The sequence below is a fragment of the Actinomadura rupiterrae genome, assembly GCF_024172125.1.
Lineage (GTDB): Bacteria > Actinomycetota > Actinomycetes > Streptosporangiales > Streptosporangiaceae > Spirillospora > Spirillospora rupiterrae.
Map to the genome: position 1 here is coordinate 788,554 of NZ_JAMZEA010000004.1, position 25,215 is coordinate 813,768.

At 72.5% G+C, this 25,215-nt stretch carries 20 protein-coding genes; 5 read left to right on the forward strand and 15 right to left on the reverse strand.

Translation table 11 applies throughout. The features are described 5' to 3' along the window. Positions 1-70 precede the first annotated feature (70 nt). Positions 71-982 (forward strand): tyrosine-protein phosphatase, encoded by a 912-nt coding sequence (locus tag FHU30_RS16610; protein WP_253876711.1) that lies wholly within the window; start codon positions 71-73, stop codon positions 980-982. Positions 983-1,030: 48 nt separating this feature from the next. Here FHU30_RS16610 and serS read toward each other — a convergent pair whose 3' ends face one another. The 6 genes from serS to FHU30_RS16640 form a co-directional block, all read right to left on the reverse strand. Next, positions 1,031-2,290 carry a serine--tRNA ligase gene (serS, locus tag FHU30_RS16615; protein ID WP_253876712.1) on the reverse strand — a complete coding sequence of 420 codons (1,260 nt, stop codon included), beginning with the start codon at positions 2,288-2,290 and terminating at the stop codon, positions 1,031-1,033. A gap of 117 nt (positions 2,291-2,407) precedes the next feature. Continuing rightward, positions 2,408-4,357, reverse strand: a complete 1,950-nt coding sequence (locus FHU30_RS16620) for a carboxypeptidase-like regulatory domain-containing protein (RefSeq protein WP_253876713.1) — start codon at positions 4,355-4,357, stop codon at positions 2,408-2,410. 81 nt (positions 4,358-4,438) lie between these two features. Then, entirely contained in the window at positions 4,439-5,239 is an 801-nt protein-coding gene (locus FHU30_RS16625; protein ID WP_253876714.1) for a class I SAM-dependent methyltransferase, read from the reverse strand. Positions 5,240-5,280: 41 nt separating this feature from the next. Next, positions 5,281-5,835, reverse strand: coding sequence for a dihydrofolate reductase family protein (locus FHU30_RS16630; RefSeq protein ID WP_253876715.1), 555 nt, complete (start codon positions 5,833-5,835; stop codon positions 5,281-5,283). Positions 5,836-5,898: 63 nt separating this feature from the next. Further along, positions 5,899-6,798, reverse strand: a complete 900-nt coding sequence (locus FHU30_RS16635; RefSeq protein ID WP_253876717.1) for an RNA polymerase subunit sigma-70 — start codon at positions 6,796-6,798, stop codon at positions 5,899-5,901. A gap of 72 nt (positions 6,799-6,870) precedes the next feature. Next, positions 6,871-8,448 carry a carboxypeptidase-like regulatory domain-containing protein gene (locus FHU30_RS16640; RefSeq protein ID WP_253876719.1) on the reverse strand — a complete coding sequence of 526 codons (1,578 nt, stop codon included), beginning with the start codon at positions 8,446-8,448 and terminating at the stop codon, positions 6,871-6,873. A 148-nt stretch (positions 8,449-8,596) separates the two neighbouring features. Between FHU30_RS16640 and FHU30_RS16645 the strand changes: the two genes are divergently transcribed. Continuing rightward, positions 8,597-9,859, forward strand: a complete 1,263-nt coding sequence (locus FHU30_RS16645; protein ID WP_253876721.1) for an FUSC family protein — start codon at positions 8,597-8,599, stop codon at positions 9,857-9,859. On the opposite strand, the gene FHU30_RS16650 is transcribed toward FHU30_RS16645, so the two are convergent. The 5 genes from FHU30_RS16650 to FHU30_RS16670 form a co-directional block, all read right to left on the reverse strand. Further along, complete coding sequence (locus tag FHU30_RS16650; RefSeq protein ID WP_253876723.1) at positions 9,841-11,781, reverse strand: carboxypeptidase-like regulatory domain-containing protein; 1,941 nt, start codon at positions 11,779-11,781, stop codon at positions 9,841-9,843. The genes FHU30_RS16645 and FHU30_RS16650 overlap by 19 nt on opposite strands. A gap of 163 nt (positions 11,782-11,944) precedes the next feature. Continuing rightward, positions 11,945-13,606 (reverse strand): hypothetical protein, encoded by a 1,662-nt coding sequence (locus tag FHU30_RS16655; RefSeq protein ID WP_253876724.1) that lies wholly within the window; start codon positions 13,604-13,606, stop codon positions 11,945-11,947. Positions 13,607-13,740: 134 nt separating this feature from the next. After that, complete coding sequence (gene pheA / locus FHU30_RS16660) at positions 13,741-14,676, reverse strand: prephenate dehydratase (protein ID WP_253876725.1); 936 nt, start codon at positions 14,674-14,676, stop codon at positions 13,741-13,743. A 100-nt stretch (positions 14,677-14,776) separates the two neighbouring features. After that, a complete protein-coding gene (locus tag FHU30_RS16665) occupies positions 14,777-15,262 on the reverse strand; it encodes a DUF4446 family protein (RefSeq protein WP_253876863.1) in 486 nt (161 codons plus the stop codon). Continuing rightward, entirely contained in the window at positions 15,262-16,830 is a 1,569-nt protein-coding gene (locus FHU30_RS16670) for a glycosyltransferase 87 family protein (protein ID WP_253876726.1), read from the reverse strand. Before FHU30_RS16670 ends, FHU30_RS16665 begins: the two co-directional genes overlap by 1 nt. Before the next feature lie 40 nt (positions 16,831-16,870). Between FHU30_RS16670 and FHU30_RS16675 the strand changes: the two genes are divergently transcribed. Beyond that, positions 16,871-19,330, forward strand: a complete 2,460-nt coding sequence (locus FHU30_RS16675; RefSeq protein WP_253876728.1) for a DUF2339 domain-containing protein — start codon at positions 16,871-16,873, stop codon at positions 19,328-19,330. Here FHU30_RS16675 and mptB read toward each other — a convergent pair. From mptB to FHU30_RS16690, 3 genes are all read right to left on the reverse strand, one after another. Then, the gene (mptB, locus tag FHU30_RS16680) at positions 19,218-20,816 is read right to left on the reverse strand and encodes a polyprenol phosphomannose-dependent alpha 1,6 mannosyltransferase MptB (RefSeq protein ID WP_253876730.1); all 1,599 of its coding nucleotides are present in this window, start codon (positions 20,814-20,816) and stop codon (positions 19,218-19,220) included. The genes FHU30_RS16675 and mptB overlap by 113 nt on opposite strands. Next, on the reverse strand, positions 20,813-21,547 hold the full coding sequence (locus FHU30_RS16685) for a glycosyltransferase family 2 protein (RefSeq protein WP_253876731.1): 735 nt from the start codon (positions 21,545-21,547) through the stop codon (positions 20,813-20,815). The genes mptB and FHU30_RS16685 overlap by 4 nt, the downstream gene beginning before the upstream one ends. A 120-nt stretch (positions 21,548-21,667) precedes the next feature. Further along, positions 21,668-22,003 carry an STAS domain-containing protein gene (locus tag FHU30_RS16690; RefSeq protein WP_253876732.1) on the reverse strand — a complete coding sequence of 112 codons (336 nt, stop codon included), beginning with the start codon at positions 22,001-22,003 and terminating at the stop codon, positions 21,668-21,670. A gap of 268 nt (positions 22,004-22,271) precedes the next feature. Here FHU30_RS16690 and FHU30_RS16695 point away from each other — a divergent pair, with 268 nt between their 5' ends. Together FHU30_RS16695 and FHU30_RS16700 are read left to right on the forward strand one after the other, a co-directional pair. Continuing rightward, complete coding sequence (locus FHU30_RS16695) at positions 22,272-22,643, forward strand: hypothetical protein (protein WP_253876733.1); 372 nt, start codon at positions 22,272-22,274, stop codon at positions 22,641-22,643. Positions 22,644-22,717: 74 nt separating this feature from the next. Then, entirely contained in the window at positions 22,718-23,356 is a 639-nt protein-coding gene (locus FHU30_RS16700; protein ID WP_253876734.1) for an FMN-binding negative transcriptional regulator, read from the forward strand. A gap of 235 nt (positions 23,357-23,591) precedes the next feature. On the opposite strand, the gene FHU30_RS16705 is transcribed toward FHU30_RS16700, so the two are convergent. After that, positions 23,592-25,055, reverse strand: coding sequence for an FG-GAP-like repeat-containing protein (locus tag FHU30_RS16705; protein ID WP_253876735.1), 1,464 nt, complete (start codon positions 25,053-25,055; stop codon positions 23,592-23,594). Between the last annotated feature and the right edge of the window lie 160 nt (positions 25,056-25,215).

Here is a 25,215-nt window from a genome sequence, read left to right on the forward strand (position 1 = left end):
CCTTGCCAGGGATGGGGTTGGGGCTGAAAAGTTCTTCATGTTCATCGGATCGCCTGGAAGGTCGCCACGCATGCCCCCCAGAGTCCTCCGGCCGGTCGCGGCCGCCCTTGTCGCGGGCGGCGTGACGATCGCCCCGGTTCCCGCGCTCGCCCCGACCGCGCTCGCCGCGCCCGCCCCCACCGCGCCGCACGCCGCCCCGACCGCGCCGCACGCCGCGTCCGTCCACGTGGTCAAGGTGGACGGCGCGGTCAACGTGCGGGATGTCGGCGGGTACGCCGGGGCGGGCGGACGGCACGTCCGGTATGGGCTGGTCTACCGGTCCGCGTCGCTGAGCAAGGTCACGCCCGCCGGGGTGCAGGCCCTCGCCGGGCTGCGGCTGTCGGCCGCCGTGGACTTCCGCTCGGACGGCGAGGTGCGGTCGGACGGCGCGGACCGGCTGCCCGCCGGTGTCGCGGCCGTCCCGGCGCATATCAACCCGTTCTCGACATCCCTGCTGGAACTCGGCCCGGACGTGATCAAGGCGTTCCTCGCGAAGAACAAGGCCGAGGGGTTCATGGCGCTGTCGTACCGGGGGTTCGTCCACGACCCGGCGTCGCGGGCGCAGTTCGCGGCGACGCTGAAGCGGATCGCGGCGGGGAACGGGCCCGTCCTCTACCACTGCACCGCGGGCAAGGACCGGACGGGCACGATGACCGCGATCCTGCTCACCGCCCTCGGCGTGGGCAAGCGCCAGGTCTACGCCGACTACCTGCGGTCCAACCGGGAGCTCGCCGCCCAGAACGACGCGACGCTGGCCAAGCTCAAGCAGGTCGGCATCGACCCCGAGCTCGTCCGGCCGTTCCTCGGCGTCGAGGCCGGCTACCTGGACGCCGCGTTCGACCAGATCAAGCGCGACTTCGGCACCTTCGACGCCTTCCTGGCGAAGGGCCTCGGCATCGACGCCGCCACGCGCGCGAAGCTCCGCGCCCGCATGCTGCACTGAAAAATGCGTGAAGGCCCGTCCCTTTCCGGGGACGGGCCTTCATTCGTGTCAGCGCTTGACGGGCTCCAGCACCTCAAGGCCCAGGAACTTCTGGAGGGCCTTGGGGACGCGGACCGAACCGTCCGCCTGCTGGTGGTTCTCCAGGATCGCGACGATCCAGCGGGTGGTGGCGAGCGTGCCGTTCAGCGTCGCGACCGGACGGCTCTTGCCCTCGCCGTCGCGGAACCGGACCGACAGCCGCCGCGCCTGGAACTCGGTGCAGTTCGACGTCGAGGTGACCTCGCGGTACCGGTTCTGGGTCGGGACCCAGGCCTCGCAGTCGTACTTGCGGGCCGCGCTGCTGCCGAGGTCGCCCGCCGCGACGTCGATCACCCGGTACGGGAGCTCGACCTTGGCGAGCATCTCCTTCTCCCAGTTCAGCAGGCGCAGGTGCTCCTCGTGCGCGTCCGCCGGGTCGCAGTAGGAGAACATCTCGATCTTGTCGAACTGGTGCACCCGGATGATGCCGCGGGTGTCCTTGCCGTAGGAGCCCGCCTCGCGCCGGAAGCAGGACGACCAGGCCGCGTACCGCCGCGGCAGCGCGTCCACGATCTCGTTCATGTGGTAGGCGGCCAGCGGCACCTCGGACGTCCCGACAAGGTAGAGGTCCTCTTCGGGGAGCCGGTACACCTCGGCGGCGTGCGCGCCCAGGAAGCCGGTGCCCTCCATCGCCTCCGGCTTCACCAGCACCGGCGGGTACATGGGGACGAAGCCGTTCTCGACGGCCTGCTCCATGGCGAGGTTGAGCATCGCGTACTGGAGCCGCGCGCCGACCCCGGTCAGGTAGTAGAACCGCGCGCCCGACACCTTCGCGCCGCGCTCCATGTCGATCGCGCCGAGCGACTCGCCGAGCTCCAGGTGGTCCTTGGGCTCGAAGTCGAAGGACGGCACCTCGCCGATGTGCTCCAGCACGACGTAGTCGTCCTCGCCGCCGGCCGGAGCACCGTCCTCGACCACGTTCGGGACGGTCCGCAGGACGTCGTTCAGCTCGTCGTTCAGCCGGGTGGCCTCGCCCTCGGCGTCCTTGACCTGCTGGGCCAGCTCCTTCGCGCGGGCGAGCAGCGCCTGCCGCTCGTCGCCCTGCGCCTTGGAGACCGACTTGCCGAAACTCTTCTGCTCCGCCCGCAGCCGCTCGAACGAGGACTGGGCGGAACGCCGCCGCTCGTCCAGGTCGAGCACGGTGTCGACGACGGCCACATCCTCGCCGCGGGCGCGCTGGGACGCGCGCAACCGCTCGGGATCCTCTCGAAGAGCTCGCAGGTCAATCACAACCCCGAGGCTACCGGCCGACCGGCTTCCGGCGCGCGCCGATATCCCCGTTTCGCTCCGCCCGGACAAGCGCGATCCCCTGACCGCGCGTTCCGGCCAGGGGATCAGCGGCTCCGGTCAGCGGACGTCCACGTAGTCGCCCGCGCTCTTGCTGCCCAGGTAGGCGGCGCTACCGGCATAGGACGCCATCCACGTCCCGTCGGCGGACGCCTTGAACCCCTTGGCGAACCATCCGTTCCGGTCGGCCTTCACGGTCGCGACGGCCTTCCAGGTCTTGGACCCCTTCGCCTGGAAGTAGATCACCACGGCCGCCCCGGCCCCGGGCCGCCACGTCCCGGTGAACTTGGTGATCTTCCCCTTGACGGTCAGCGTCCGCCCCCTCGTCACCGGCTCGGGCGAAGCGTTGAACGACGAGATCGCCGTCCGGTACCGCACGTCCACGAACACCGGCCGACTGCTGGACGGCCTGTCCGGGTTGTAGGAAGGCATGTTCGCGTACGTCCCGGCGTAGTCGACGCGCCAGTAGCCGTCGTACGACGCGTTCGGCGTGAAGGTGAAGCGCCCGTCCCGTCCCGTCTTCGCGGTGGAGACGGACGACCACTTCTTGCCGTCCCGCGAGAACCAGAGATGAACGTCACCGCCGCTCACCTGCGCCAGGCCGACCGGCACGTTCACCCGAGCGACCCGTCCGGTGAGGGAGAACCTGCCGCCGAACGGCGCGGGCGACGGACTCGCCTTAACGTCCGTGACCGCCGTCCCGTAAGCGGCATGGACGCGGACGCGGTTGCCGGACGGGGAGTAGAAGCGGGCGCCTTCGAAGTCCACCTGCCAGTCGCCTTCGCATCCGACGGTGCTGGTCAGGCTGTAGCGGCCCTGCTCGTCCGTGACCGGGTACGCCCACGGCTGCGTGCACGCACCGCCCATCCCCTGGAAGATGAGCCTGACCTTCTGCCCGGCGAGCGGCGCCCAACCCGTGGCCGTCTGGCGCTCCAGCGTCCCGGAGACGGTGACCGGGTCGCCGATGCGGGCGTTCGTGACGCTCGCGCGCGCCGAGACCCGCGTCGCGATGTCCCGCGCGGTCAGCCGGACCTGGGCGGTCGTCGTCAGGTAGTCGCCGGAGGTGGCGGCGGTCACGTCGATCCGGCCCGTGTCGGTGGTCGTCTCGATGGAGAACGTGCCGTCCTCGGCGGTCGTGGTGGACGCGTCCGTGCCCTCAGCAGTGATCTTGTGGCCGGCGCGCGGATGGCCGTCCGCGTCGACGAGCCTGCCCGTGATCGTCACCGTGGGCCGCTGGTGGTCGGCGTCGAACCAGTCGGGCGTCGCCTTGAGATCGGTCAGGCTGGTGGCGATGCCCCGGTGGATCTTCAGGCTTCGCCGGGAGACCGCGTCGCCCTTGTCGTCCCGCGCCGTCACGACGTACTCGTAATAACCGGGCGCCGGGTCGAAGGCGTTGTCCGCCGAAACGAAGTGGGTGCTGGTGTACCCGCCGCCCATGTCGGTCGTCTTGTCCGCCGACATGGCGACCTCGCCGCCGACCTTCTCGTTGCTCAGGTACTTGTAGAGCTGGGCGGTGACACGGCTGACACCGATCGTGTGCAGGACGTTCACCTTCGCGCCGAACGCTTTGGCGGTCCCATCGGCGGGCGAGACGGGCTGGCTGAGCTCGAACCGCGTGACCGGGAAGTCCACGAAACCGGCCGAAGGGATGCTCGTCCTGGCACCCGACACATCGGTGAGCTCGACGTCCACGTAGGTGCGGCCCTGGCGGAGCTGGACCGGCGAGGCCCGCCACGTGCCGTACTGGCGGGTGCCTCCCGACAGGGTCAGGTCCTCGAAGGTCAGGTACGGCTCGTCCTGTCCCTCCGATCGCAGCCGCATGACCGCCTTGGCGGCTCCGGCTTCCGACTCGACGACGGCGTCCAGCGATGTGCGCCCGTCGCTCGACACCGGCGCGCTGTACAGCTCGCGCAGGGCGGGCCCCTCAGCGGGCTCGGCCGAAGCGGAGGCGACGGGGAGGACGGACAGGGTGATGAGCAGCGACAGCAGCGCCGCGAGGGGTTTGCGCAAGGGGTCAACTCCATGGGTCTTCCAAAGCATGGAGAGGACGCGCGATGGTTAACGCCGGTTTACTCGTGATGAAGGTGATTTTCAGCGGGTTCCTGTGGCTATGAGGGCGTTGGCGGGGAGGGCCAGGAGGCCGTCGGGGGTGGCGTAGCGGGTGGCGAGGCGGTCGTAGGCGGTCTTGATCTTGGCGACGGTCGGGGCGTCCTGGCGGGAGACGATGACGCCGTTGGTGCCCACGCGGGCGAGGGCGCCGGTCGTCCACCAGTCTTCGGGGTCGACGTGGTGGGTCCAGCGGAGTTCGGCGTCGGAGGCGTCGGGGAAGCCGGCGTCGCGGAGCAGGGCGGCGAAGGGGCCGCGCTTGCCGAGGTCCATGAACGGGGAGGTCGGGATGTCGTCCGGGAACGGGACACCGGCCTCCTCCAGGGCCTCGGTCACCAGGGAGAGTGCGCCGGACGGCGGCATCTCCCAGCAGGTCAGGGCCAGTTTCCCGCCCGGGCGCAGGACGCGCGCGAACGCGCGGACGGCGGCGTCCGGGTCGCTGACGTGGTTGATCACGAAGTTGCCGACGACCGCGTCGAACGCGGCGTCCGGGAGCGGGAGGTGGGGCAGGACCGCCTCGCGGACGTCCAGGCCGGGCACGTTCGCGCGGGCGGTCGCGGCCATGGTCGGCTCGGCGTCCACGGCCGTGACGGACGCGCCGCGCCGGACGGCCTCGGCGGACACGATGCCGGGGCCGGTGCCGACGTCCAGGACGCGGGTGCCGGGGCCGACGCCCGCCGCGTCCAGGAGGGGGCCGACGGAGCCGGCGGTCATCCTGGCGAATCCTCGCTGGTAGGCGTCGGCCCGTCCGTCCCAGAGGTCCCGCTCGTAGGTGTCGAAGTCCACGCGTCCACCGTAGATCACGGTTCGGCGCGCGGTACGGCTGATCAAGGGGTGTAGCGCAGGACGACGATTCCGGACGGGTAGGGCGCCGCGTCGGTGAGGGTCAGGTCCGTCCGCTCGGTGAACAGCGGGCGGCCCGCGCCGAGCGCGACCGGGTAGTGCTTGATCCAGTACTCGTCCACCAGCCCCAGCCGGACGAACTGCTGGACGGTCTCGACCCCGCCGAACAGCACCAGGTCGCCGCCGGGCTCGGCGCGCAGCTTCGCGACCTCCTCGGCGAGGTCGCCGTCCGCGACCCGGGACACGTCGCTGACCTCGACGCCGGAGCGGGAGAACACCACCTTCGGCTTCTCGATCATCCAGGTCGCGAAGTCGACCAGCCCGGGAGGGCTCGCCGCGTCGGCGGCCTGGGCGCGGAAGACCTGCTCGAACGCCTGGTACACGTTGCGTCCGAGGAGGATCGTGTCCACGCGTCCGCGCAGCTCGTCGCTGAGCCGCTGGTTCATCTCCTCGTCCGGGAGCATCCAGTCCAGCTCGCCCTGCGGGCCGGACAGGAAACCGTCGGCGGTGACGTTCACGTACAGGATGACCTTGCGCATTGCCGTTCTCCTTCGTTCGCGTTCCTACCCCCTAGGAGTCGGCGAACGGCGCGCACTCATCGGTCAGCCGGGAAAATTCTCGGAAATCCCGAAAGCCTCGAACATGCGCGGGTCGAGGAACGAGGTGACCTCGGCGATCCAGCCGTCCCGGACGGTCAGGACGTTGAGCCCGGCGAGGCGTCCGTCCACGTAGGCGGCGAACGCGGGCTGCGCGTTGGCGCGGGTCGGGACGAGCCGCCAGGACATCTGGAAGATCCGCTCGCGCAGGAACCGCTCGACGCCGTCCCGGCCGTCGAACCAGGCGGGCAGCGGCGGCATCGTGAACCGCGCGTCCTCGGCCAGCAGGCCGAGCAGCGCGGGGACGTCGGCCCGCTCCCAGGCGCTCATGAACAGGCCGACCAGCTCGCGTTCGGCCCGGTCGTCGCCGCCGCCGACCGGGATCGGCGTCCGCTTCTCCAGCGTGCCGCGCGCCCGCTGCAGCGCGCTGTTCACGCTCGGCACGCTGGTGCCGAGGATCTCCGCGGCCTCGGCGGCGGAGAAACCGAGCACCTCGCGCAGGATCAGGACGGCCCGCTGCGTCCCGGGCAGGTGCTGGAGCGCCGCGACGAACGCCAGCTCCACGCCCTCCCGCCGGACGACGCCCTCGGCCGGGTCGGGCAGCGGCTCGATCCAGGCGGCCTCGACCGGCTCGCCCAGATCGTCCGGGGAGTCGAGGGCCGGGAACAGGTCGGCCGAGAGCAGCCGCCGCGGCCGCTCCCGGATGACCTTCAGGCAGGCGTTCGTCGCGATCCGGTACAGCGAGGAGCGCTCCTCGAACCCGTCCAGGCCCTTCCAGGCCCCGACGAACGCGTCCTGCAAGGCGTCCTCGGCATCGTGCACGCCGCCGAGCATCCGGTAGCAGTGCGCGAACAGCTCGTCCCGGTAGGGCGCGACGATCTCCTCGAACCGATCCCCGTGGTCCACGCCCGACAGCCTAGGCGGTACAGCCGTCCGCGCCTCACGGGGACGGCTTCCTGTTCACCTGCCCGCCTCGTGTCAGCGCACGTCCACGTAGTCGCCCGCCGACCAGAACTCCACGTCATCGCGGTTGCCGGGGATGTGGGCGAACCACGTTCCGTCAGCGCGGGCGGGGACCTTGAGGGTGAACCATCCGTCGCGTCCGACGCCGAAGGCGAACGCGGTCTGCCCGCCCGGCTTCGCGGAGCGGAAGACGACCTCCATCTGCGTCGAGCGCCCCACCGGCTTCCACTTCCCGCCGACCTGGTGCAGGACCCGCCCGCGCACGGTGATCGCCTTCCCCTTGCGGACGGGCTCCGGCGACGCGTTGAACGACTCGACCTTGACCGGGTTCCGGACGTCCACGTAGCGGAACGGTCCGACCGCCGGGAACAGGCTGTTCTTCTCGCCAGGGAAGCGCAGCCGCCACCGGCCGTCCTTCGCCGCCACGGCACTCACCTTGACATATCCGTACTGCCCGGTCGTCCCGTGCCCAATGGAGGCCCAGCGCTTCCCGTCCGCCGAGAACTCCAGATCGACACGCTGCCCGGAAAGGCCGTCGACTCCGCGCTCGAGGAAGCCTTCCAGCGCAACGCGCCCGCCTCGCGCCACGATGCGCTCGGGAGTGTTGCCCGCGCGCAGGCTCGTCCGGTCGCGAACGTCCAAGTTGAGCTGGGCCGATGCCGGCAGGTAGTCGTCATCGCCGCTGAAGTACGCGGACAACGGTGTTCTGGCGCTGAGGACGGCGGTTCCGCTGAAACGTCCCTCGCTGACGTCGACCAGAACGCCGTCGAGCCTGACCTTCTGGCCGTAACCGCCGGGCACCCACGCGCCCGCCGCCGACTGGACCTCGAAACTGCCCGAAACCTTGACCCGCGTGCCGGACGCGACGGGCTGCGCGACCACCGGACGGTCCAGCCTGATCCGCGCGGCATGCCGCTCAAGCTGGAGGGAAACGCTTCTCGTGTACGCCTGGAAGTCGCCCTGGCTCGGGAAGTCGACCGTGTAGGACGACCCGTCGCGGCCAGGCGCGGGGACCGTGAACGCGAACCGCCCGTCACCGCTGGTCGTTGCCTCCGCCACCTGCTTCGTCCCCTGTTCGAGGACGACGCGCGCACCGCTCACCAGCAGGCCGCCGCCGCTCGCGACGCGCTCGTAGGCCGTGCCCGAGATCCGGACGTCCTTCTGCCCCTTCCAGACCACAACCGGAGAGACGGGAAGCCCGGCCAGCATCGTGTGCCGCAGAACGTGCGCGTAGTTCGCGATCTTCTGCGACGTCTCGTGCCCGGCGGCGCCCGTGACGACGAACTCGGCGTCCATCCAGCCGGCGGGCGGCATGGCCTTCAGGTGGCTGCGCCACAGGCCGGACGGCTGCCTGTCCATGGGGTACGAGGCCACGGCCTCGTCCGTCCCGGCGCGCAGGAACCGGACGAGCAGGGACCGGACGTCCGCCGTCCCGTCCACGCGGGCGGACACCCAGAGCCCGCCGTCCGCGTAGACGAACTGCTGCGGCCGGTCCGCGACGACGGTCACCGTGTCGTCGGCGTGGGCGGGGACGGCGAGCGGCGCAGCCATGAGGCTCAGGGCGACGGTGAGGACCGCGACAGGACGACGCAACGGACCAACTCCATGATCGTTAAGACGGGACAGGGAGAGGACGCGCCGAGGTTAGGGTCGGTTTACCTTGCCGGGTGACGAAGACTTTGCCCGCAGGCGGGCCGGAATGTGAGCTGTGGCGGCTTCAGTGTGAAGGGTGAGGTTCCGGGTGAGTCGCCGGGCCAAGGTGAGCGTGCTGGACGCCCTGAGGCTGACGGTGATCGCGGTCCTGGCGTACGTGCTGGCGCGCTGGTGGCAGCCGCACGGGGCGCCGCTGCCGCTGCTGGCGCCGCTGACGGCGCTGCTGGTCGTCCAGGTGTCGGCGCTGAGCACGCTGCGGTCGGTCTGGCAGCGGGTGCTGTCGGTGGCGTTCGGCGTCCTGACGGCCGTGGCGCTCGGGGACTGGCTGGGGTTCTCCTGGTGGAGCCTCGGGCTGGCGATCTTCGCGGGGCTGGCGATCGGGTTCGGGCTGCGGCTCGGCGACCAGGCCCTGGAGGTCCCGATCAGCGCGATGCTGATCTTCGGGGTGGGCGCGAGCAACGAGTTCGCCGCCTGGGACCGGGTCGCGGAGACCCTGGTCGGCGCCGCGGTCGGGCTCATCGCCGGGCTCGCCTGGCCGCCCGTCCGGGTCGGCGCGGGCCGCGAAGCCGTCGCGGACGTCGGCCGGCGGCTCGCCGAGATGGTCGACCGCATCGCCGACGACCTGCGCGGCGAACCGGGTGTGGACGACGCCGAGCACTGGCTCGCCGAGTCCGGCCGGATGCTCAAGGAGATCACCCAGACCGACGAGGCCGTAGGCCAGGCCGAGGAGAGCGTCCGGCTGAACCCGCGCGCCCTCACCCTGATCGACGCCGGCGTCGCGCTCCGGGACGGCGTGGAGATGCTGGAGCACTTCGACCTGTCCCTGCGCACGCTGACCCGCGCGATCGTCGACAGCGTCCGCGCCGAGGGCGAGGACGACCACATCCTCGCCGACCCGGTCGTCCGCGCCCGGCTCGCCGAGGTCATGGACGAGCTCGCGGACGGCGTCCACGCCTACACCGAGCTCGCCGTCGCCGACCTGTCCCGCGACGCCGACCCCCGCCACCTCGAACGCCGCCTGGACGAGCTGGTCGAGTCCGCCAGCGAGGACCGGCACGCCCTCGCGGAGATGCTTTCCGAGCGCGCCACCGGGATCCGCCAGCGCACCCTGTACGGCGAGATGCTCATGCACATCGACCGCCTGATCAACTACCTGCACCCCGAGCACCGCGAGCGCGCCCGCCGCCGCTGGCGCAGCCGCGACCTCGCCGCCCGCCACCTCCCGGACCGTCCGGCGAACATCATCCGCCGCACCAGCCGAGGCGTCCGCAAGTCGGCCGGGGAAGCGGCGCGCGAAACCGCCACCGCCTTCCCCGGCCGCGAGGACGATGATCAGCGAACGTCCACGTAGTCCCCGGCACTCCAGACCCCGAGGTAGGTCGAGCTACCCGCGTAAGCAGCCGCCCACGTCCCGTCCACCGAGGCCGTGAACCCCTTACCGAACCACCCGTTCCGATCGGCCGTGGCCGTCCCCATGACCTTCCACGAGGACGCTCCCCTGGCCTTGAAGTAGATCTTCAACGCGGCCCCGGCCCCGGGCTGCCAGCTCCCGGTGAACTTGGTGATCCGCCCCCGCACCGTCAGCGTCCGGCCCTTCTTCACCGGCTCCGGGGAAGCATTGAACGACGAGATCGCCGTCTTGTACCGGGTGTCCACGAAGATGCGCGGGGTGGAGACCGCCTCGTCCGAGGTGCCACCCGTCCCCGCGCCGCCCGCGTAGTACACCCACCACTCGCCGTCCGCCTTGGCGGTGCCGGAGAGCGAGAAGCGTCCCGCCGCGTCCGTCCGGCCGCTGCCCATGTCGAACATGCGCTTGCCGTCCGGGCTGAACGTCAGGGTCACCGGCACGTTGCCCGCCTGGGCCCGGGTCCCGGACGCGCCGTTCCGGAGGATCTGGCCGCTCACCGTGACCTTGCCGCCGACCGCGACGGGATTCGGACGGGCGGAGACGTTGACGACCCGGGTCCAGAACGCCGAGCGGCGGTGCTCCCCCGCCATGCTGCTCTGGACGTAGGTGTCGCCGTCGGAGTCGACCCGCCAGGTGCCCGAACCGGTGACCGTCGCGGGCCACGAGTACCGGCCGTCCGAGCCGGTCGTCGCCGCGCCGAGCGGGACGGTCTGCCCCGTCCCGTCGTCGGTGAACGAGATCTTGACCTGCCGTCCCGCGAAAGGCACCCAGCCGCCGCCCGCGGTCTGCCGCTCCAGCAGTCCAGAAAGGCTGATCTTGTCACCGACCCGGGACGCGCTCGGGACCGGAGTGATCGAGACGCGGGTCGCCTGGGTGCGGATCGGGAAGGTGAGCCCGGTCCAGGCAGAGCCGTAGTCGCCGTGGTCAGAGGCGGAGAGAGTGGCTCCCGACCCGACCGGCTTCACCCGCAGCGCGAAGGAGCCGTCCTCGGCCGTCGTGGTCGTCGCCGCGGGAGAGTCGAGGCTCACCTGGACACCGGCGAGCGGCGCGCCCGCGGCGTCGGTCACCCGTCCGCCGATGGTCAGCTCCGGGTGGTCGTAGTCGATCGCGTCGGGCGTCATGTGGACGTCCACCAGCCGCTGCTCCAGCCGCTTGTCGTAGGTCGACGTCCGCCGGGTGAGGCTGTCGCCCTGGTCGTCCCAGGCCGTGAAGGCGACCTCGTACTCGCCGGGCGACGGCGGATCGAAGACCGGGCCGGTCATATAGTCCGTGCGGGTGACGCCTCCGGGCAGGCTGAAGACCTGCCGGACCGTGGGCGTGACGTCCTCCCCGACCTGCTCGTCCGTCCCGGCCCGGTACAGCCGCGCGACGATCTTGCTGACACCGCCGGTGTGTGTGACCTCGGCCTGGGCCCCGAAGGGCTTGGTCACCCGGTCGGGTCCGCCGCCGCCGACTCCGAGGACGAACCGCGCGGGCGCCGAGTCGGTGAACGTGACCTGCGACAGATCGGTGTGCGAACCGGAGGGGTCGCTGATCCGGATGTCCAGGTAGGTCCGTCCCGGCTTGGGGTCCACGGCCGTCTTGGGCTGCCAGACGGCCCCGCGTCCGATGACCGCCCACCCCAGCGGAACGTTCGGGAAGGTCGCGTACGGCTCGTCGCTCCCCTTGAGGCGGAGCTTGAAGTCGACCGTGGTCCCCGGCGCGAACGACTGCAGGATGACCTGGGGATTGGCCTTGCCGTTCGTCCCGGTCGTGATCGACGCGTCGATCACGACCGGTGCGGACGCCGCCGACGCAGGCGAGGCGAGGGGCAGCAACGCCAGAAGTGTGAACAGCGACACGAGGGCCGCGAGAGATCTGCGCAAGGAAGGTTCTCCGTGATCACGTGAGTGAAGCAAGGAGAAGACGTCCGGGAGTCAACCCCGGTTTACCCCCGCACGCCCGTTTTCTCCCTAGCGCACGTCGACGTAGTCGCTCGTACTCCACGCGCCCAGGTAGGTGCGACTGCCCGCATGCGCAGCAGCTGCGTCACGAAACTCGCACGTACTTCTCAGCGGTCTTCGCCGAGAAATCGCCGTTCGCCTCCGTCCCGGCGTACGCGAACCACCAGGAACCGCTGCGCTGCGGATACTCGGTCCGGACGAACCGCCCGTACCGATCGGTGCGGGCGCTGTGGCAGAACGTCGTCCCCTTCGCACCCGCCTGACGGAAGCAGACCTGGACGGTTGCGCCCGTGACGGGCTTCCACGTCTTGCCCACCTGGCGCATGAGCCGTCCGCCGACCCGTAGAGCATGCCTCTTCTTCACCTTGGAAGGCAGGCTCACATGGTCGAACCCGCTCACGTACCGCGCGTCCACCTTGATCTCGGGACCGACGGCGGCCAGGTAGCCGGGCGCGGCGAGGGCCCGCAGCCTCCACACCGCGCCCCGCGCCGCCGGAGCGGTGAGCGCCACGCGGTCAGGGGAGGTGGATCCGGTGGCGATGACCCGCCAGGTCGCGCCGGTACGGGCCTCCAGGACGAGCGGCTGGGAGATGAGGCCATCACGGCGGGTGTCGCAGGACGCAGATCCCACACACGCCCACTGCGCGGAGATGACGGCGTTCTTCCCGGCGACCACGGGCCTCGGGGACACGGACACGCCCCGGAAGGCCGTGACATAACGCACGTCCAAGGGGAGCTCTTCGGAGTACGACGGCCCGATTTCCACGGTTCCGCTGAACCGGGCCTCGTAGCCGCCCTGGGTGGCTTGCGCAGTCACGCCGAGGCTGAACCGGCCGTCGCGTGCGTTGGCGGATGCCACAGTGTTGGCGCAGAAAGCCTTATGGTCGCATTCGGTGAGCGTGACCGGTCCGCTCCCCGGCGTCCAGTTCCCGTTCGCCGCCTGGAACTCCAACCGCCCGGTGAGCGTGACCACCGTCCCAGAGCGCACAGGCTGGGGAAAGGTCGGCGCGTCCAGGGTGATCCGCGACTTCGGACGCACGTAGTGAACCGTGATCAGTTCCGATGTGTCCCAGTAGTCATCGGTGCTGACGCCGAGGTAGAAGTCGCGGTCGGGCCACCAGCCGCCCCCGTCCGGGTCCGCGCCCTCGGCCGTGAACGACACCCTTCCGTCGGCGTCCGTGGTCGCCGTCGCGATCGGCTTGGTCTCGTCCACGCCGCGAAGGAAGAGTCCGACGGTGGTTCCGGTCAGCGGGGCGGTCGAGCCGTCCTCCCCGACACCGAGCACCCTGCTGGTGATGGTGACCTGCCGGTGCTGGGGGTCGGCGGGTTCAGGCGTGTGTGCCAGCTCGCTGAACCGGACGTGCCGGTAGACCCGGACATAGGGGTTCGTCTGGGTCCGCGAGCTGCCGTCCGCGTCGACGATCCGGTAGTCGACCATCACCTGCCCGCTGCGCGGCAGCCTGACCGGCTGCGGCCCCTGCCAGTACAGGTTCCCGATCCTGGAGGGCGCCAGCTCGACGTCCGCGATGGTCTCGCCGCTGCCGGACATCCAGAGCCGGGCGTTGATCGACCTCGGCAGCGGACCCGGCCAGGAGATGTCCGCCTCGGCATCGATCGTGTCGCCGACGTTCCGGGGCTGCCAGTTCGGCGGCCGGATGGTCGGGGGGCCGCCCGCGTACGCGGGCGGTGCTGCGAGGAGGGTCAGCGCCGCGAGTGCGGCGCAGAGAAGGCTGAGGAACCTGCGCACGCCGATCTCCATGATCTACAGGAAGCATGGAGAGGACGCCGCGCGTCCCCGGCCGGTTTACCCCTCAACGAAGATCAGCCGATGTCCATGTGCTCGCCGTCTTCCGTGCGAGCGCGGGGTGCCGTGCGCGGGGGTCAGCGCTCGGTGGCGCCGCAGCGGATGGTGGCTAGCCAGGCGGCGGCTTCGGTGAAGTCGTGGTCGTGGGTGCCGCGGCGGATGTCGGGGCGGACGGCGTCGGCGCGGGTGTAGGAGCCGAGGAAGCGGACGTCGGCGCAGATGCGGCGCAGGCCCATGAGGGCCTCGCCGACGCGGGACTCGAAGACGTGGCCTTCGAAGTCCATCCAGAAGAGGTAGGAGCCGAGGCCGCGGCCGGTGGGGCGGGACTGGATGAGGGAGAGGTTGATGCCGCGGACGGAGAACTCGGTGAGGATCTCCAGCAGGGCGCCGGGGTGGTCCTCGCCGAGGAAGGCGACGGCGCTGGTGCGGTCCATGCCGCTCGGAGGCGGCGGGGAGCAGGGGCGGCGGAGCGCGACGAAGCGGGTGACGGCGTCGGCGACGTCGTGGATGTCCTCGGCGAGGACGTCCAGACCGTAGCGGGCGGCGGCGAAGGAGCCGGCGAGGGCGGCGTCGTAGTGGCCGTCGGCGACGTGCTGGGCGGCCTCGGCGTTGGACGTGGCGGCGCGCCACTCGGCGTCCGGGACGTTCGCGGCGAGCCAGCGGCGGCACTGCGGCTGCGCGTGCGGGTGGGACGCGACGGTCTTGACGTCCGCGAGGGCCGTACCGGGGCGGACGAGCAGGGCGAACGAGACCGGCAGGTGGATCTCGCCGACGATCTGGACGGGGTCGCCGGTGGCCAGCTCGTCCAGGGTGGTCGGGACGGAGCCCTCGACGGAGTTCTCCAGGGCGACGACCGCGCCGTCCACCTCGCCGGAGCGCAGCGCGTCGAGGGCGGCGGGGACGGTCGCGAAGGGGACGTGCTCGGCGCCGGCGGCGGCCGGGAAGGCGCGCAGCGCGGCCTCGGTGAAGGTGCCCTGCGGTCCCAGGTAGGCCCAGCGGCGCGGATCAGGCACGGTGCGTCCCCCCGAGTGCGAGTGTCCGGTCCCAGGAGTTTACGTGGTCGGGCTGGGGTGCGCGGGACGCGTGGTGCGGCTCACTTGGACACCTCGCGGGTCAGTCGGTGGCGCTGGACGGCTCGCTGAGGCGCGGGCGCGGCGGGCGGGCGGCGGCGCCGAAGTCGGGGAGCGGGTCGTCCATGGAGACGATGGGGCCCTTGCCGAGGCGGGCGGCGCGCAGGGCCTGGTTCTCCTCGGGCGACAGCGGCTCGGTGGGGTGGCCGTCGCGGACGACCTTGGCGTAGGTGCGGGTCTCGGTGCGGCCGATGATGGAGCTGATCACCACCCCGTCCCCGACGGCGTTGATCAGGGCGAGCGAGAAGGAGCGGTGGCCGGACATCTCCTTGAGCGCGTCGTAGTGCACGATCGCCAGGTCGCGCAGCGCCTGGGCGTCGACCGAGCCCGGGCCGGCCACCTGGAGCCGGCGGCGCAGCACCTCGGCGCACTCCTCGACCACCTGGTTGACCCGGTTGTGGGCCACCACGGCGACCGACAGTCCGGCCACGCCGGCGACGAGTCCGGCTATGGCCAGGGCGACAAGCATCACGGAGTGAGCGTACCGACACCGTCCAGGGGACGAGAGGGATCCTCATGATCGGGAACCGCGGTCAGCCGGTTCACCAGCCAGATCCCGAGGACGAACATCAGCGCGACGGCCCCGAACCCGAACAGATCGCGGATGAGCTGCCCGAAGAACTGGGAAATGAGCGGATGTTGCGGGCCGGTCAGGTGGGTCCCCCACCAGGGCACGGGGAACAGGTAGTAGAGCCAGACGCCGGCCGCGACCAGACACCTTCGCGTGTTCCGCCCATCTCCCACCAAGGCGCCCACGACGGCGATGATCCAGACCAGGTGGTGGATCCAGCCGACCGGCGACAGCAGCACCGAGAGCAGGCCGGTGACGGCGACGCCGGCGAGCAGCAGGCTGCGGGCGGCGTCCCCGGCGGCGGGGTCGGCCGCGAGCATCCGGTCGGTGCCCCAGCGCCGGGACGGGTCGGGCGGCAGGGCGGGCAGCGCGCGCCGGTCGGCGGCGAGCGTGGCGCGGCGGGCCAGCCGGAAGCCCGCGTACGCGACGACGATCACCAGCACGCCCCACAGCGCCGTCCGGAGCGGGCCCTCCGGTGTGATCCGGGACACCCAGCCGTTCAGTGCCTGGTTGGTCGTGCCGTTCACCGCGCCGGTGCGGTCGCCGCCCTGGAGCAGCGCGCCGAACCAGTAGTCGACCGAGTCCGAGGGCAGCCAGGCGAACGTGAACAGCGACGCGGCGGCCGCGGTGAGCAGGGAGTTCGCGGCGGCCTGGCGGCGTCCGGTGAGCAGGAAGTAGATCAGGAAGACGCCCGGGACGAGCTTCACCGCGATCGCGATGCCGACCAGCACGCCGCGCGGCCAGTAGGCGGTGCGGGCCATCGTGTCGGCGAGGCAGAGCGCCATCAGGAAGAACCCGACCTGCCCGAACCGGATCTGGTCGAACGCCGGGGTCAGCCAGGCGCAGGCCCCGAACAGGACGCCGAAGGTCAGCGGCGCCCAGCGGCCCGTCCGCGCGATCAGGTCGCGGAACGCGTACCGGACGATCACGATCAGCGCGAGGTACTCCAGGGCCGTCCAGGTCCACTGCGCGGCGGTCCAGGACATCAGCGTGAACGGGACGGCGAGCAGCGCCGGGAACGGCGGGTAGGTGAACGGCAGCAGCTGCGGCGGCTGGGTGAGGACGTCGTAAAGCTTGGCCTGCCGCAGCACGGCGCGGCCGCCCTCCCGGTAGACCTCCAGGTCGACCAGGCGCTGGTCGGGCGGGTTGCCGAGCCAGCGGACGACGATCGGTGTGATCGCCGCCACGGCGACCAGGATGCCGGCGGCGAGGATCAGCCAGTCCGCGCCGTCGCGGGGCCGCCACCCGGTGGACGGGACGGACGTGCCGCCGTGGCCTCCGCCACGTGGCTCGGTCCCCGCGGTTCCGGCACGCGGAGTCGTCCCGGCGCGGTCCCGGCGGCGCGCGCGGTCATCGCCGGACGCGGCGGCCTCGTTCACGGCAGTCGCCCCCACCGCCGCACCCCCGTTCGAGCCGGACGCGCGCCGCTCCGGCGCGACGTCGCCCGTCCCTGTGGCTCCTCGCATGTTCACATCCTGTCCTAACGGTGCCACTACCCTGGACGACATGGGGCTACCGGGGGCGAGACTCCCCACACCGCGTCCGGCCTTGGCCGCTGTCCTGCTGGTTCTCGCCGCCACCGGCCTCCTGCTCGGCCTCCCGGCGCCGTCCGCGCAGGCCGCCGCGCCGGGCCAGGGCCCGAGCGCGGCCTCGAACGCGGGCTCGAACGCCGGTTCGGACACCGCCGGCCGCGGCGCCCTCGCCCTGCGCGCCCCGTCCGCTCCCGGACACGACGCCCCTGCACAGACCACCTCTGAACAGACCGCCCCCGGACAGGCCGCCTCCGGACAGGCCGCCCCTGGGCGGGACGTTCCGTCCGTTCCCGGGCACGACGCGCCGACCGGACGCGTCGTGCTCGTCGGCGTGGACGGCCTGATGTGGACCGACATCACCGCCTCCCGCACCCCCACGCTGTGGAAACTCGCGGGTCAGGGCGGCGCCGGGGCGATGACGGTCCGGACGACCCAGCCGTACACCTGCCCCACCGACGGATGGCTGACGGTCTCCGCCGGCCAGCGGTCGCGGCTGAAGGACGCGGACTGCGTCCTGCCGTCCAACCCGGTGCTGCCGGGCGCCCCGGTCCCGGCCGGGTCGCCCGCCCCGGCGCAGGGCGGCGCGCTGGCTCCCGGCTGGCCCAGGATAGTCAAGGACAATTCCGACTCGTCCTACCACGCCAAGCCGGGGCTGCTCGGCGAGACCGCGCACCGGAACGGGCTCTGCACGACGGCGATCGGCCCCGGCGCGGTCTACGGCCTCGCCGACCGGTCCGGACGCGTCGACCACTACGTGGCCGGAACCGACCGCGCGACGCAGGCCGACTGGTCGCGCTGCCCGCTGACGGCCGTGGAGATCGACGACGTGTTCCGCGCCTACCTCACCGCGGGGGTGGACGCGAAGGGCGTGCAGGTCCCGGTGAAGCCCGCCGACCGGGCGCGCGCCGCGTCCGCGGCCGACCGGCGGGTGGCGCAGGTCCTCGCGGGCGTCCCGGCGGGCACGACCGTCCTGCTGGCCGGAATGTCCGACAACGGGCCGAAGCCGCACCTGCGCGTGGCGCTCGCCACCGGGCCCGGCTTCTCCGGCTCGTCCTACCTGTACTCGGACGCGACGCGGCAGAAGGCGCTGGTCACGCTGACCGACGTCACGTCCACGATGATGCAGGCCGTGCGGCTGACCGAGCCGTCGGACGCGGTCGGCTCCCCGTTCCGGACGCGCCCGACCGGTGACAAGACCGCCCGGAAGGTCGAGATCCTGACGGACGAGGAGGTCGCCGGGCAGGCGATCCGGCGCGTCCAGGGCGGGTTCCTGTCCACGCTCGCGGGCGTGCAGCTCGTCGTTTACGTGATCGCGGGGCTGGCGCTGCGGCGGCGCTGGCGCGGGCCGTCCACGCGGCGGCGCATCCTCGCCGGGACGCGCGCGGTCGCGCTGGTCGGCGCGTCCGTGCCCGGGGCGTCGTTCCTGGCCGGGGTGTTCCCGTGGTGGAAGGCGCCGCACACGACGCCGGTCCTGGTCGCGACCGTGCTGGCGATCAGCGTGGCGATGGCGGCGGTGGTGCTCGCCGGGCCCTGGCGGCGGACGGTCGTCCTGCCCGTCCTGATCGTCGCGGGCATCACGGCGGCGACGCTGGGCCTGGACGTGATGACCGGCTCGCACCTCCAGATGAACTCGTTCCTCGGCTACACCGCCGTCGTCGCGGGCCGTTTCTACGGGTTCGGCAACCAGGCGTTCGCGCTGTTCGCGGCGGCCATGGTGCTGTCGGCGGCCTGGCTCGCCGGGTTCCCGCTGCGGCGCGGGCACCGCTGGTGGGCCGTCGCGGTCGTGGCCGTCGTCGGGCTCGCCGCGATCGCGCTGGACGGCGGGCCGATGTGGGGCGCCGACTTCGGCGGCGTGCTCGCGTTCGTCCCGACGTTCGCGCTGCTCGGCCTGATGGTGTCCGGACGGCGCGTGTCGCTGGTGAAGCTCGGCCTGTTCTGCGTGGCGGGCGCGGCGGCGGTGCTGCTGCTGTCCTTCCTGAACTCGCGCAGCTCGCATCCGACGCATATGGGCAAGTTCTGGAACGACCTGGTCGGCGGCCACGCCTGGTCGGTCGTCTCCCGCAAGCTCGACTCGATGCTCGGAAGCCTGGCGTTCTGGCCGGTCACGCTGCTGGTCGCGGCCGGAATCGTGCTGCTGTACCTCGTCCTCGCCCGGCCCTCGCGGTTCCGGTGGACGACGGCGCTGACCTCGACCTACGCGCGGGCGGAGACCATGCGGCCCGCGCTGGTCTGCGCGCTGACCGTCGGGGTGATCGGCACGCTGGCGAACGACTCGGGCGTGATCATCCTGATGGTGGTGCTCGTGCTGACCGTCCCGCTGTTCATCGCGGCGGCGGCGCGCTCCCTCGCGCTGGACGACCAGGACCGCCCGGACGCCGCCGGCGAGCCGTCCACAGAGCCCACGCCAGCAAAGCCGTCAAAAGCGCAGGGATAGCCCCGGACCGGACGACGCTGATCAGCCAGTGCAGATCGTCCGGCAGCCCGGCGGGCTCCGGGCCGCGCGCGGGCAGGTAGGCGAGCGAGAGCGCCGTGGTGTGCGCGAGCAGCAGGTAGTCGAACCGCGACCAGGGCAGCAGCGCGAGGACGGCCCATCCGAACGCGTCGTACCAGGGCAGCTCGTAGGGCGCGGCGAGCAGCCACCCGAGCACGAGCGCCGCCGCGACCACCCGCGCCTCCGGGGTGTCGTCACGGCGGGGTTCCGGGGTGTCGTCCGGGTGAGGTTCCGGGGTGTCGTCCGGGAGGGGTAGGGCGCGGGCGAAGCCCCAGACCAGGACGGCGCCGAGCAGCACCCAGCCGATCTTCACGATCGTCCGGAGGCCGGGCAGGTGCAGCAGGGCGACCAGGTGCCAGGGCGTGGCCAGCGAGATCATGCGGCTGGCGCGGTTGACCTGGTCCAGCGCGTGCGGGCCGCCGAGGGCGTACGCGGCCGCGACGGTCACCGCCGCGCCGCCGACCAGCGCGAGGAGGCTCCGGCGGGCGTCGCTGTCGGTGCGGACGCGGCGGAGCAGCGTCCAGGCCGGTCCGCCGGCGACGAGCGCGGCGGGCAGCTTGATCGCCGTCCCGATGCCGATCAGCACGCCGCCGAGCAGCATCCGCGCCGCGTCTCCGAGCCGCCGCCTGGTGCCGCCGGTGCACAGGACGAGTCCGGCGATCATCGGCGCGACCGCGAGGACGTCGTTGTGCCCGCCGCCGACCAGGTGGAAGAGCGTCAGCGGGTTGCACGTCCACATGAGCGCGGATCTCAGGCGTCCGGCGTCGGTGCGGGCCGTCCGGTAGAGGATCAGGCCGGTCAGGCCGAACGCCGCCAGGTTCTCTAGGGACAGGACGAAGACGGTGAGGCGCACCGAATCCCCGCCGATCCAGGACGCGAGGGCCTGGCCGGCCGTCGCGACCGGCCCGTAGACGGACGGCGTGGTCCGCCACTCCTCGGCCGCGCCGATGACCGGGTCGTGCGGAACGTCCGCTGCGGTCGTCGTGTACGGATCGTGGCCGGTCGCCGCCATCCGCCCGTAGGACGCGTAGTTCAGGTGGTCGGCCGAGCCGGCGGGCGGCATGAACGCGAACGCCGCCGCGACGAGCATCCCCGCCGCCACCAGCGGCAACGCCCGGACGCGCCAGCCGCGGCGCGCGGCGGTGAGGCAGCCGAGGAGCCCTCCGGCGCCGGCCAGCGTGCCCGCCGCGACGAGCGCGATCACCAGGTACGGCGACGGGTGCGCGGTCAGCGAGAACGGCGGCTGACCTGGGCGTCCGGCCAGCGCCGGGGAGAAGACCGACGGCCCGAGCAGCGCGACGAGCAGGAAGCACGCCAGCGAGGTCCCGATCCCGACCAGCCCCCAGGCCCCGGCGGCGCGTCCGGCGTCCTCGCTGGGCGCGGGCGGGGCGATGCGGCGGGGCGGGGAGTGCTGGTCGGCCGGGGTCACGGGCGGCGGAAGGCGCGCAGCCGGTCCAGCCGGGACGCGACGGCGGGCTCCCGCACGGCGAGCGCCCGGGCCACGTCGCGGAACTGCCGGGCGCGGTGCACCTGCGCGTGCCAGTCGGTGCCGGTGGCGCGGTGCGCGAGCGGCACCTCCACCTCGGTCACCCGGAAGCCCTTGCGCAGCAGGTCGATGGTGAGCGCGGTCTCCACGCCGAACCCGGCGGCGAGCGGGCGCGCCGCCTCGAACGCGGCGCGGGTCAGGCAGCGCTGGCCGTTCAGCGGCTGCGTCGCCGTCCACCCGGTCGCGCGGCGGATGCCGTCCCGCGACAGCCGGACGACGAAACCGTGCCCGCCGAGCTTCACCGTGGTCGAGAACACCGCGATCGTCATGTCCGCCTCGCCCGCGCGGACGGGCTCGACCAGCGGCGCGGCCTCGGCGGCCGTCGCGGCGAGGTCGGCGTCCAGGAACAGCAGGTGGCGGGGGCGGTCGCGGCCCTCGTCCAGCAGCCGGACGGCCTCCGCGCCGGACTCCATCGCCGCGCCCTTGCCCCGGTTGCGGCTGTGCCGGACGACCCGCGCGCCCGCCTGCTCGGCGACCCGCCCGGTGCCGTCGGACGACCCGTCGTCCACGACGACCACCAGGTCCGCGCCGGGCAGCCCGAGCGCGGCCCTGACCGTGTCACCGATCCGGTCGGCCTCGTCCTTCGCGGGGATGATCACCGCTACGTCCTGCATGCGCCCGATCGTAGTGGCCGCCGCCCGCCCCGCGCCGGACCTCGGCCGGGTGCGCGCCAGCGCGGGGCCGGACGGCGCTGTGAGCACCGCCCGGCCGGGTCGGACAGGTCGCGGTGACCGTCAGAGAGTGTCGAGGGCGGGCACGGCGTCCACCACGGTGAACACCGTGTCGAGCCCGGTGACCTGCAGGATGCGCCTCACGGCGGGGCGTGGTGCGGCCAGTTCCAGCGCGCCGCCCTGCTCCTTGAGCCGCTTCATCGCGGAGAGCAGGACGTTCATGCCGGTCGAGTCGCAGAATTCCACGCCGCTCAGGTCGACGGAGATGCGGTCGGCCTGGTCGCGCAGCAGGCCCGCGAGCGCGGCCTGCAACCGGGGCGCGGTGTACAGGTCCAGTTCGCCGGTCGCCGTGACGACGGCGTGACCTCCCTGAGATGCGGTCGAGACATTGAGCTCCACGTCGGGCACATTACCCGGCGGACGGCCCGCTATCCAGCGAGTCCGCCATCTCCCCGTGTCGCGTGGGCGTGTCAGGCGCGCCGCACCGGCGCGTCGCGGCGCGTCGCGGGCCGACAGCGGGGTGTTATGTCCGGCTGGTCGTCCCGGAAACCGTTGATCTTGCCTCTCTTGGCCGTGTCCGGACCGTGGATCTGCGCCGTTCACCCTGCGCGGCGGCCCCGCATGGGGGACCGTAGGACGGTGGCCGTGCGGAGGGGGTGTGCCACCGATGAGGTCCGAGCAGGGCGCTGATCCCCGCGAGCTCAGGCTGCGCGAGCGCATCGAGGCGATCCGGACGCGGTCGGAGAAGTCCAACTCCTGGCGGTCGTCCACCCAGTACCTCGGCCGGCTGGTGAACCGCTCCGGCTTCGTGCCGATCCGCACCCGGCTGGCCCGCGAGGACCTGACCTTCCTGGCGGGCGCGCGCGACGAGGTGATGATGTTCACCGAGCTGTCGCTGCGCCTGGTCGACCTGCACCGCCCGCAGGACGCGGGCGGCATCACCAGCGACCCGACCAGCCCGATCCAGCGCTGCCGCGCCTGCATGTGGCGCTGGCCCTGCCCCACCTTCCGCGCGATCGAGGAGACCGTCGAACCGTAAAGCCCGCGCGGTCACGGGGTTCGCAGCGTTCGGCACCGCACGGTCGCGGAAGTGCCGAACCGTAAAATGGGCGGATGCTGGTTCATCCTTGGGACGCGCCGACCGGCGACGACGAGTGGCGGGCCTTCCTCGCGGGCGGCCGCGACTTCGGCCAGCTGATCGCGGGCGGCCGCGACCGGGACGTGCCGGTGGTCGTCCCGACGCACTTCCTGTGGGACGGCGACAAGACCGTCCGGCTGCATCTGGCCCGCCCGAACCCCGTGTGGGAGCCGCTGGAGGAGCACCCGCGCGCCGTCCTCACGGTGATCGACGACTACGTCTACGCGCCCGCCGAGTGGGGCCGCCCCGAGGACGTCGCGCCGGAACGCGCCATCCCGACGTCCTACTACGCGACCGTGCAGCTCACCTGCGACGTCCGCATCGTGGACGACCCGGAGGAGAAGGCCGCGATCCTGACCGCGCAGCTCGCCCGCTTCGAGCCGTCCGGCTCGGTGCGGGAGCCCGTGGCGGCGGACGACCCCTTCGACCGGCGCCAGCTCCCCGGCATCCGCGGCCTGGAGCTGACCGTCACCGACGTCCGCGCCAAGTTCAAGTACGCCGGGAACAAGAAGCCGGAGATCCTGCACCGCATCGCCGACCGCCTGACCGAGCGCGGCACCCCGGCCGACGCCCGCGCCCTCGACCACCTGCGCCGCCGCCACCTCGACGACTAACCTGTGCCTCAAAGTCACGGCCCACTGCGCTCGCCTAGCGGCTCGCTCCGTGACCGTGCCTGGGCGAACGCGGCATCGCTTCGCGATCAACCCGGCTTCGCTCGCCTTCGGCTTCGCTCCGCCGGGTTGGTCACGCGTTCGCGCGCGTGGCCGAGGCCACTTCGAACAGGCCCTAGCCCACCGCCTCGGCTCCGGGGCTCGCACGCTGCTCGGTCGGCGGGGATGGATGTGCTGGTCAGTGGCCTAGCGTGGTGCCCAGTTCGGCGCCGCGGCCCTGGACGCCCAGGGGGCGGGCGGTGAGGCCGATCGCGCCGCTGGTCGCCAGGCCGGACGTGCCGGAGGCGCGAGCCGCGGCGGCCGGGATGTAGAGGGCGGCGCCGTTGTCGCGGTCGAAGCCGGGGGCTCCGGCGATGAGGTCGGCGCGTCCGTCGCCGTTGGCGTCGAGGAGCGCGACCTCCGCGCCGAGGTAGTCGTAGCCGCGGGCGGTGCCGGGGACGCCGGGCGAGTCGAGGGTGACGTGGCGCGCGCCGCGCGCGCTGAGTCCGGACGGCGTGCCGAACAGGACGTATGCCGTGCCCGCGTCGAAGGTGCGGCCGATGTCGGTTTTGGGTGCGCCCACGGCGAGGTCGGCGCGGCCGTCGCCGTTCACGTCCCCGGACGCGAGGGACGCGCCGAAGTCGTCCTCGGCCGTCCCACCGCCGGGGCGCGCGATGGAGTACGGCCGGTCGAGGCCGAGGAAACCGCTGGTGAAGACGCTGACGCGGCCGCCTGCGGACGGCCGGTCGTCCATGTCGCCCACGGCGATGTCGGCCCGGCGGTCGCCGTTGAAGTCGGCCACGGCCAGCGCGTGGACGGTCGTGTAGACGGTCGTCCCGCGGGTGAAGCCGCCGCGCGCGGTGCCGTTGAAGACCGTGAAGCCGCGCCGGTGCTCGACCGTGGGGTCATCGCCGTCGAACCAGGCATAGACGACATCGCCGCGCCCGTCCCCGTTGATGTCGCCGGACGCCACCCAGGAGCGGTCCACGTCCGCCGCGCCTTGCGCGGAGGTGCTCCCGACCGCGCTCGCGCCTTGTGCGGACGTGCTCGGGGCTGCGGTCGCGGTGGTGGTGCGGGTTCGCGGGGTGAAGTAGAGCCAGGTGAACGTGCTCGTGCCGGGGACGGTCACGAAGAGCTCCGGGTTGCCGTCGCCCTCGATGTCGCCGGTGGCGAGGGACTCGCCGAAGCGGTGGCCGGGGGCGCGGCGCGCCTCGGTGCGCAGGGTCGCGCGTCCGGTCAGGCCCGAGCGGGAGCCCCAGAAGATCGTGACGCTGCCGGCGCGGGCGTCGTCTCCGGGCGCGCCGACGGCGAGATCGGCGTACCCGTCCCGGTCGAAGTCGGCGGACGCGAGGGACGCGCCGAACCGGTCACCCGGCCGGGCCGCGCCGGGGACGCCCTTGGCGTCCTGGCTGAGGACGACGCGCCGGGACGCGTTCGGGCCGCCCTTCGCACCGCTCACGATCGTGACGAATCCGGCGGACCGCTTGCCGCCGACCGTCCCGTCCGGGCTGCCGAGGGCGACGTCGCAGCGTCCGTCCCCGTTGAAGTCGAAGGGCTGCGCCCGCCTGGCCTGCGCCTCGGCGGGGCCCGCCAGCGCCACGGCCGCCAGTCCGGACGCTCCGACCATCGCCACCGCCAGCAGTGCCGAGCCGCGAGTGCGCACGCCGAGACCTCCCCGTCCCGCGACGACTATCCAACGTCGCGTCCAATAACGACGGGAAGGGACACTACTCCTGGTAAGTGAAGCCTTATGGAGCGTGACGCAGTCCACAGAAGGGCGTGAATGCCCTGGTCAGCGCGTCGACCGGAGCGAGGGCGCCGCC

What these genes read in the sequence shown, in the direction of transcription:
- FHU30_RS16675 (WP_253876728.1), top strand. Translation starts at nt 16,871, where the DNA reads ATGGGGCTACCGGGGGCGAGACTCCCCACACCGCGTCCGGCCTTGGCC.
- FHU30_RS16670 (WP_253876726.1), bottom strand. Translation starts at nt 16,830, where the DNA reads ATGCGAGGAGCCACAGGGACGGGCGACGTCGCGCCGGAGCGGCGCGCG.
- FHU30_RS16700 (WP_253876734.1), top strand. Translation starts at nt 22,718, where the DNA reads ATGCTGGTTCATCCTTGGGACGCGCCGACCGGCGACGACGAGTGGCGG.
- FHU30_RS16695 (WP_253876733.1), top strand. Translation starts at nt 22,272, where the DNA reads ATGAGGTCCGAGCAGGGCGCTGATCCCCGCGAGCTCAGGCTGCGCGAG.
- FHU30_RS16610 (WP_253876711.1), top strand. Translation starts at nt 71, where the DNA reads ATGCCCCCCAGAGTCCTCCGGCCGGTCGCGGCCGCCCTTGTCGCGGGC.
- FHU30_RS16685 (WP_253876731.1), bottom strand. Translation starts at nt 21,547, where the DNA reads ATGCAGGACGTAGCGGTGATCATCCCCGCGAAGGACGAGGCCGACCGG.
- FHU30_RS16630 (WP_253876715.1), bottom strand. Translation starts at nt 5,835, where the DNA reads ATGCGCAAGGTCATCCTGTACGTGAACGTCACCGCCGACGGTTTCCTG.
- FHU30_RS16665 (WP_253876863.1), bottom strand. Translation starts at nt 15,262, where the DNA reads ATGCTTGTCGCCCTGGCCATAGCCGGACTCGTCGCCGGCGTGGCCGGA.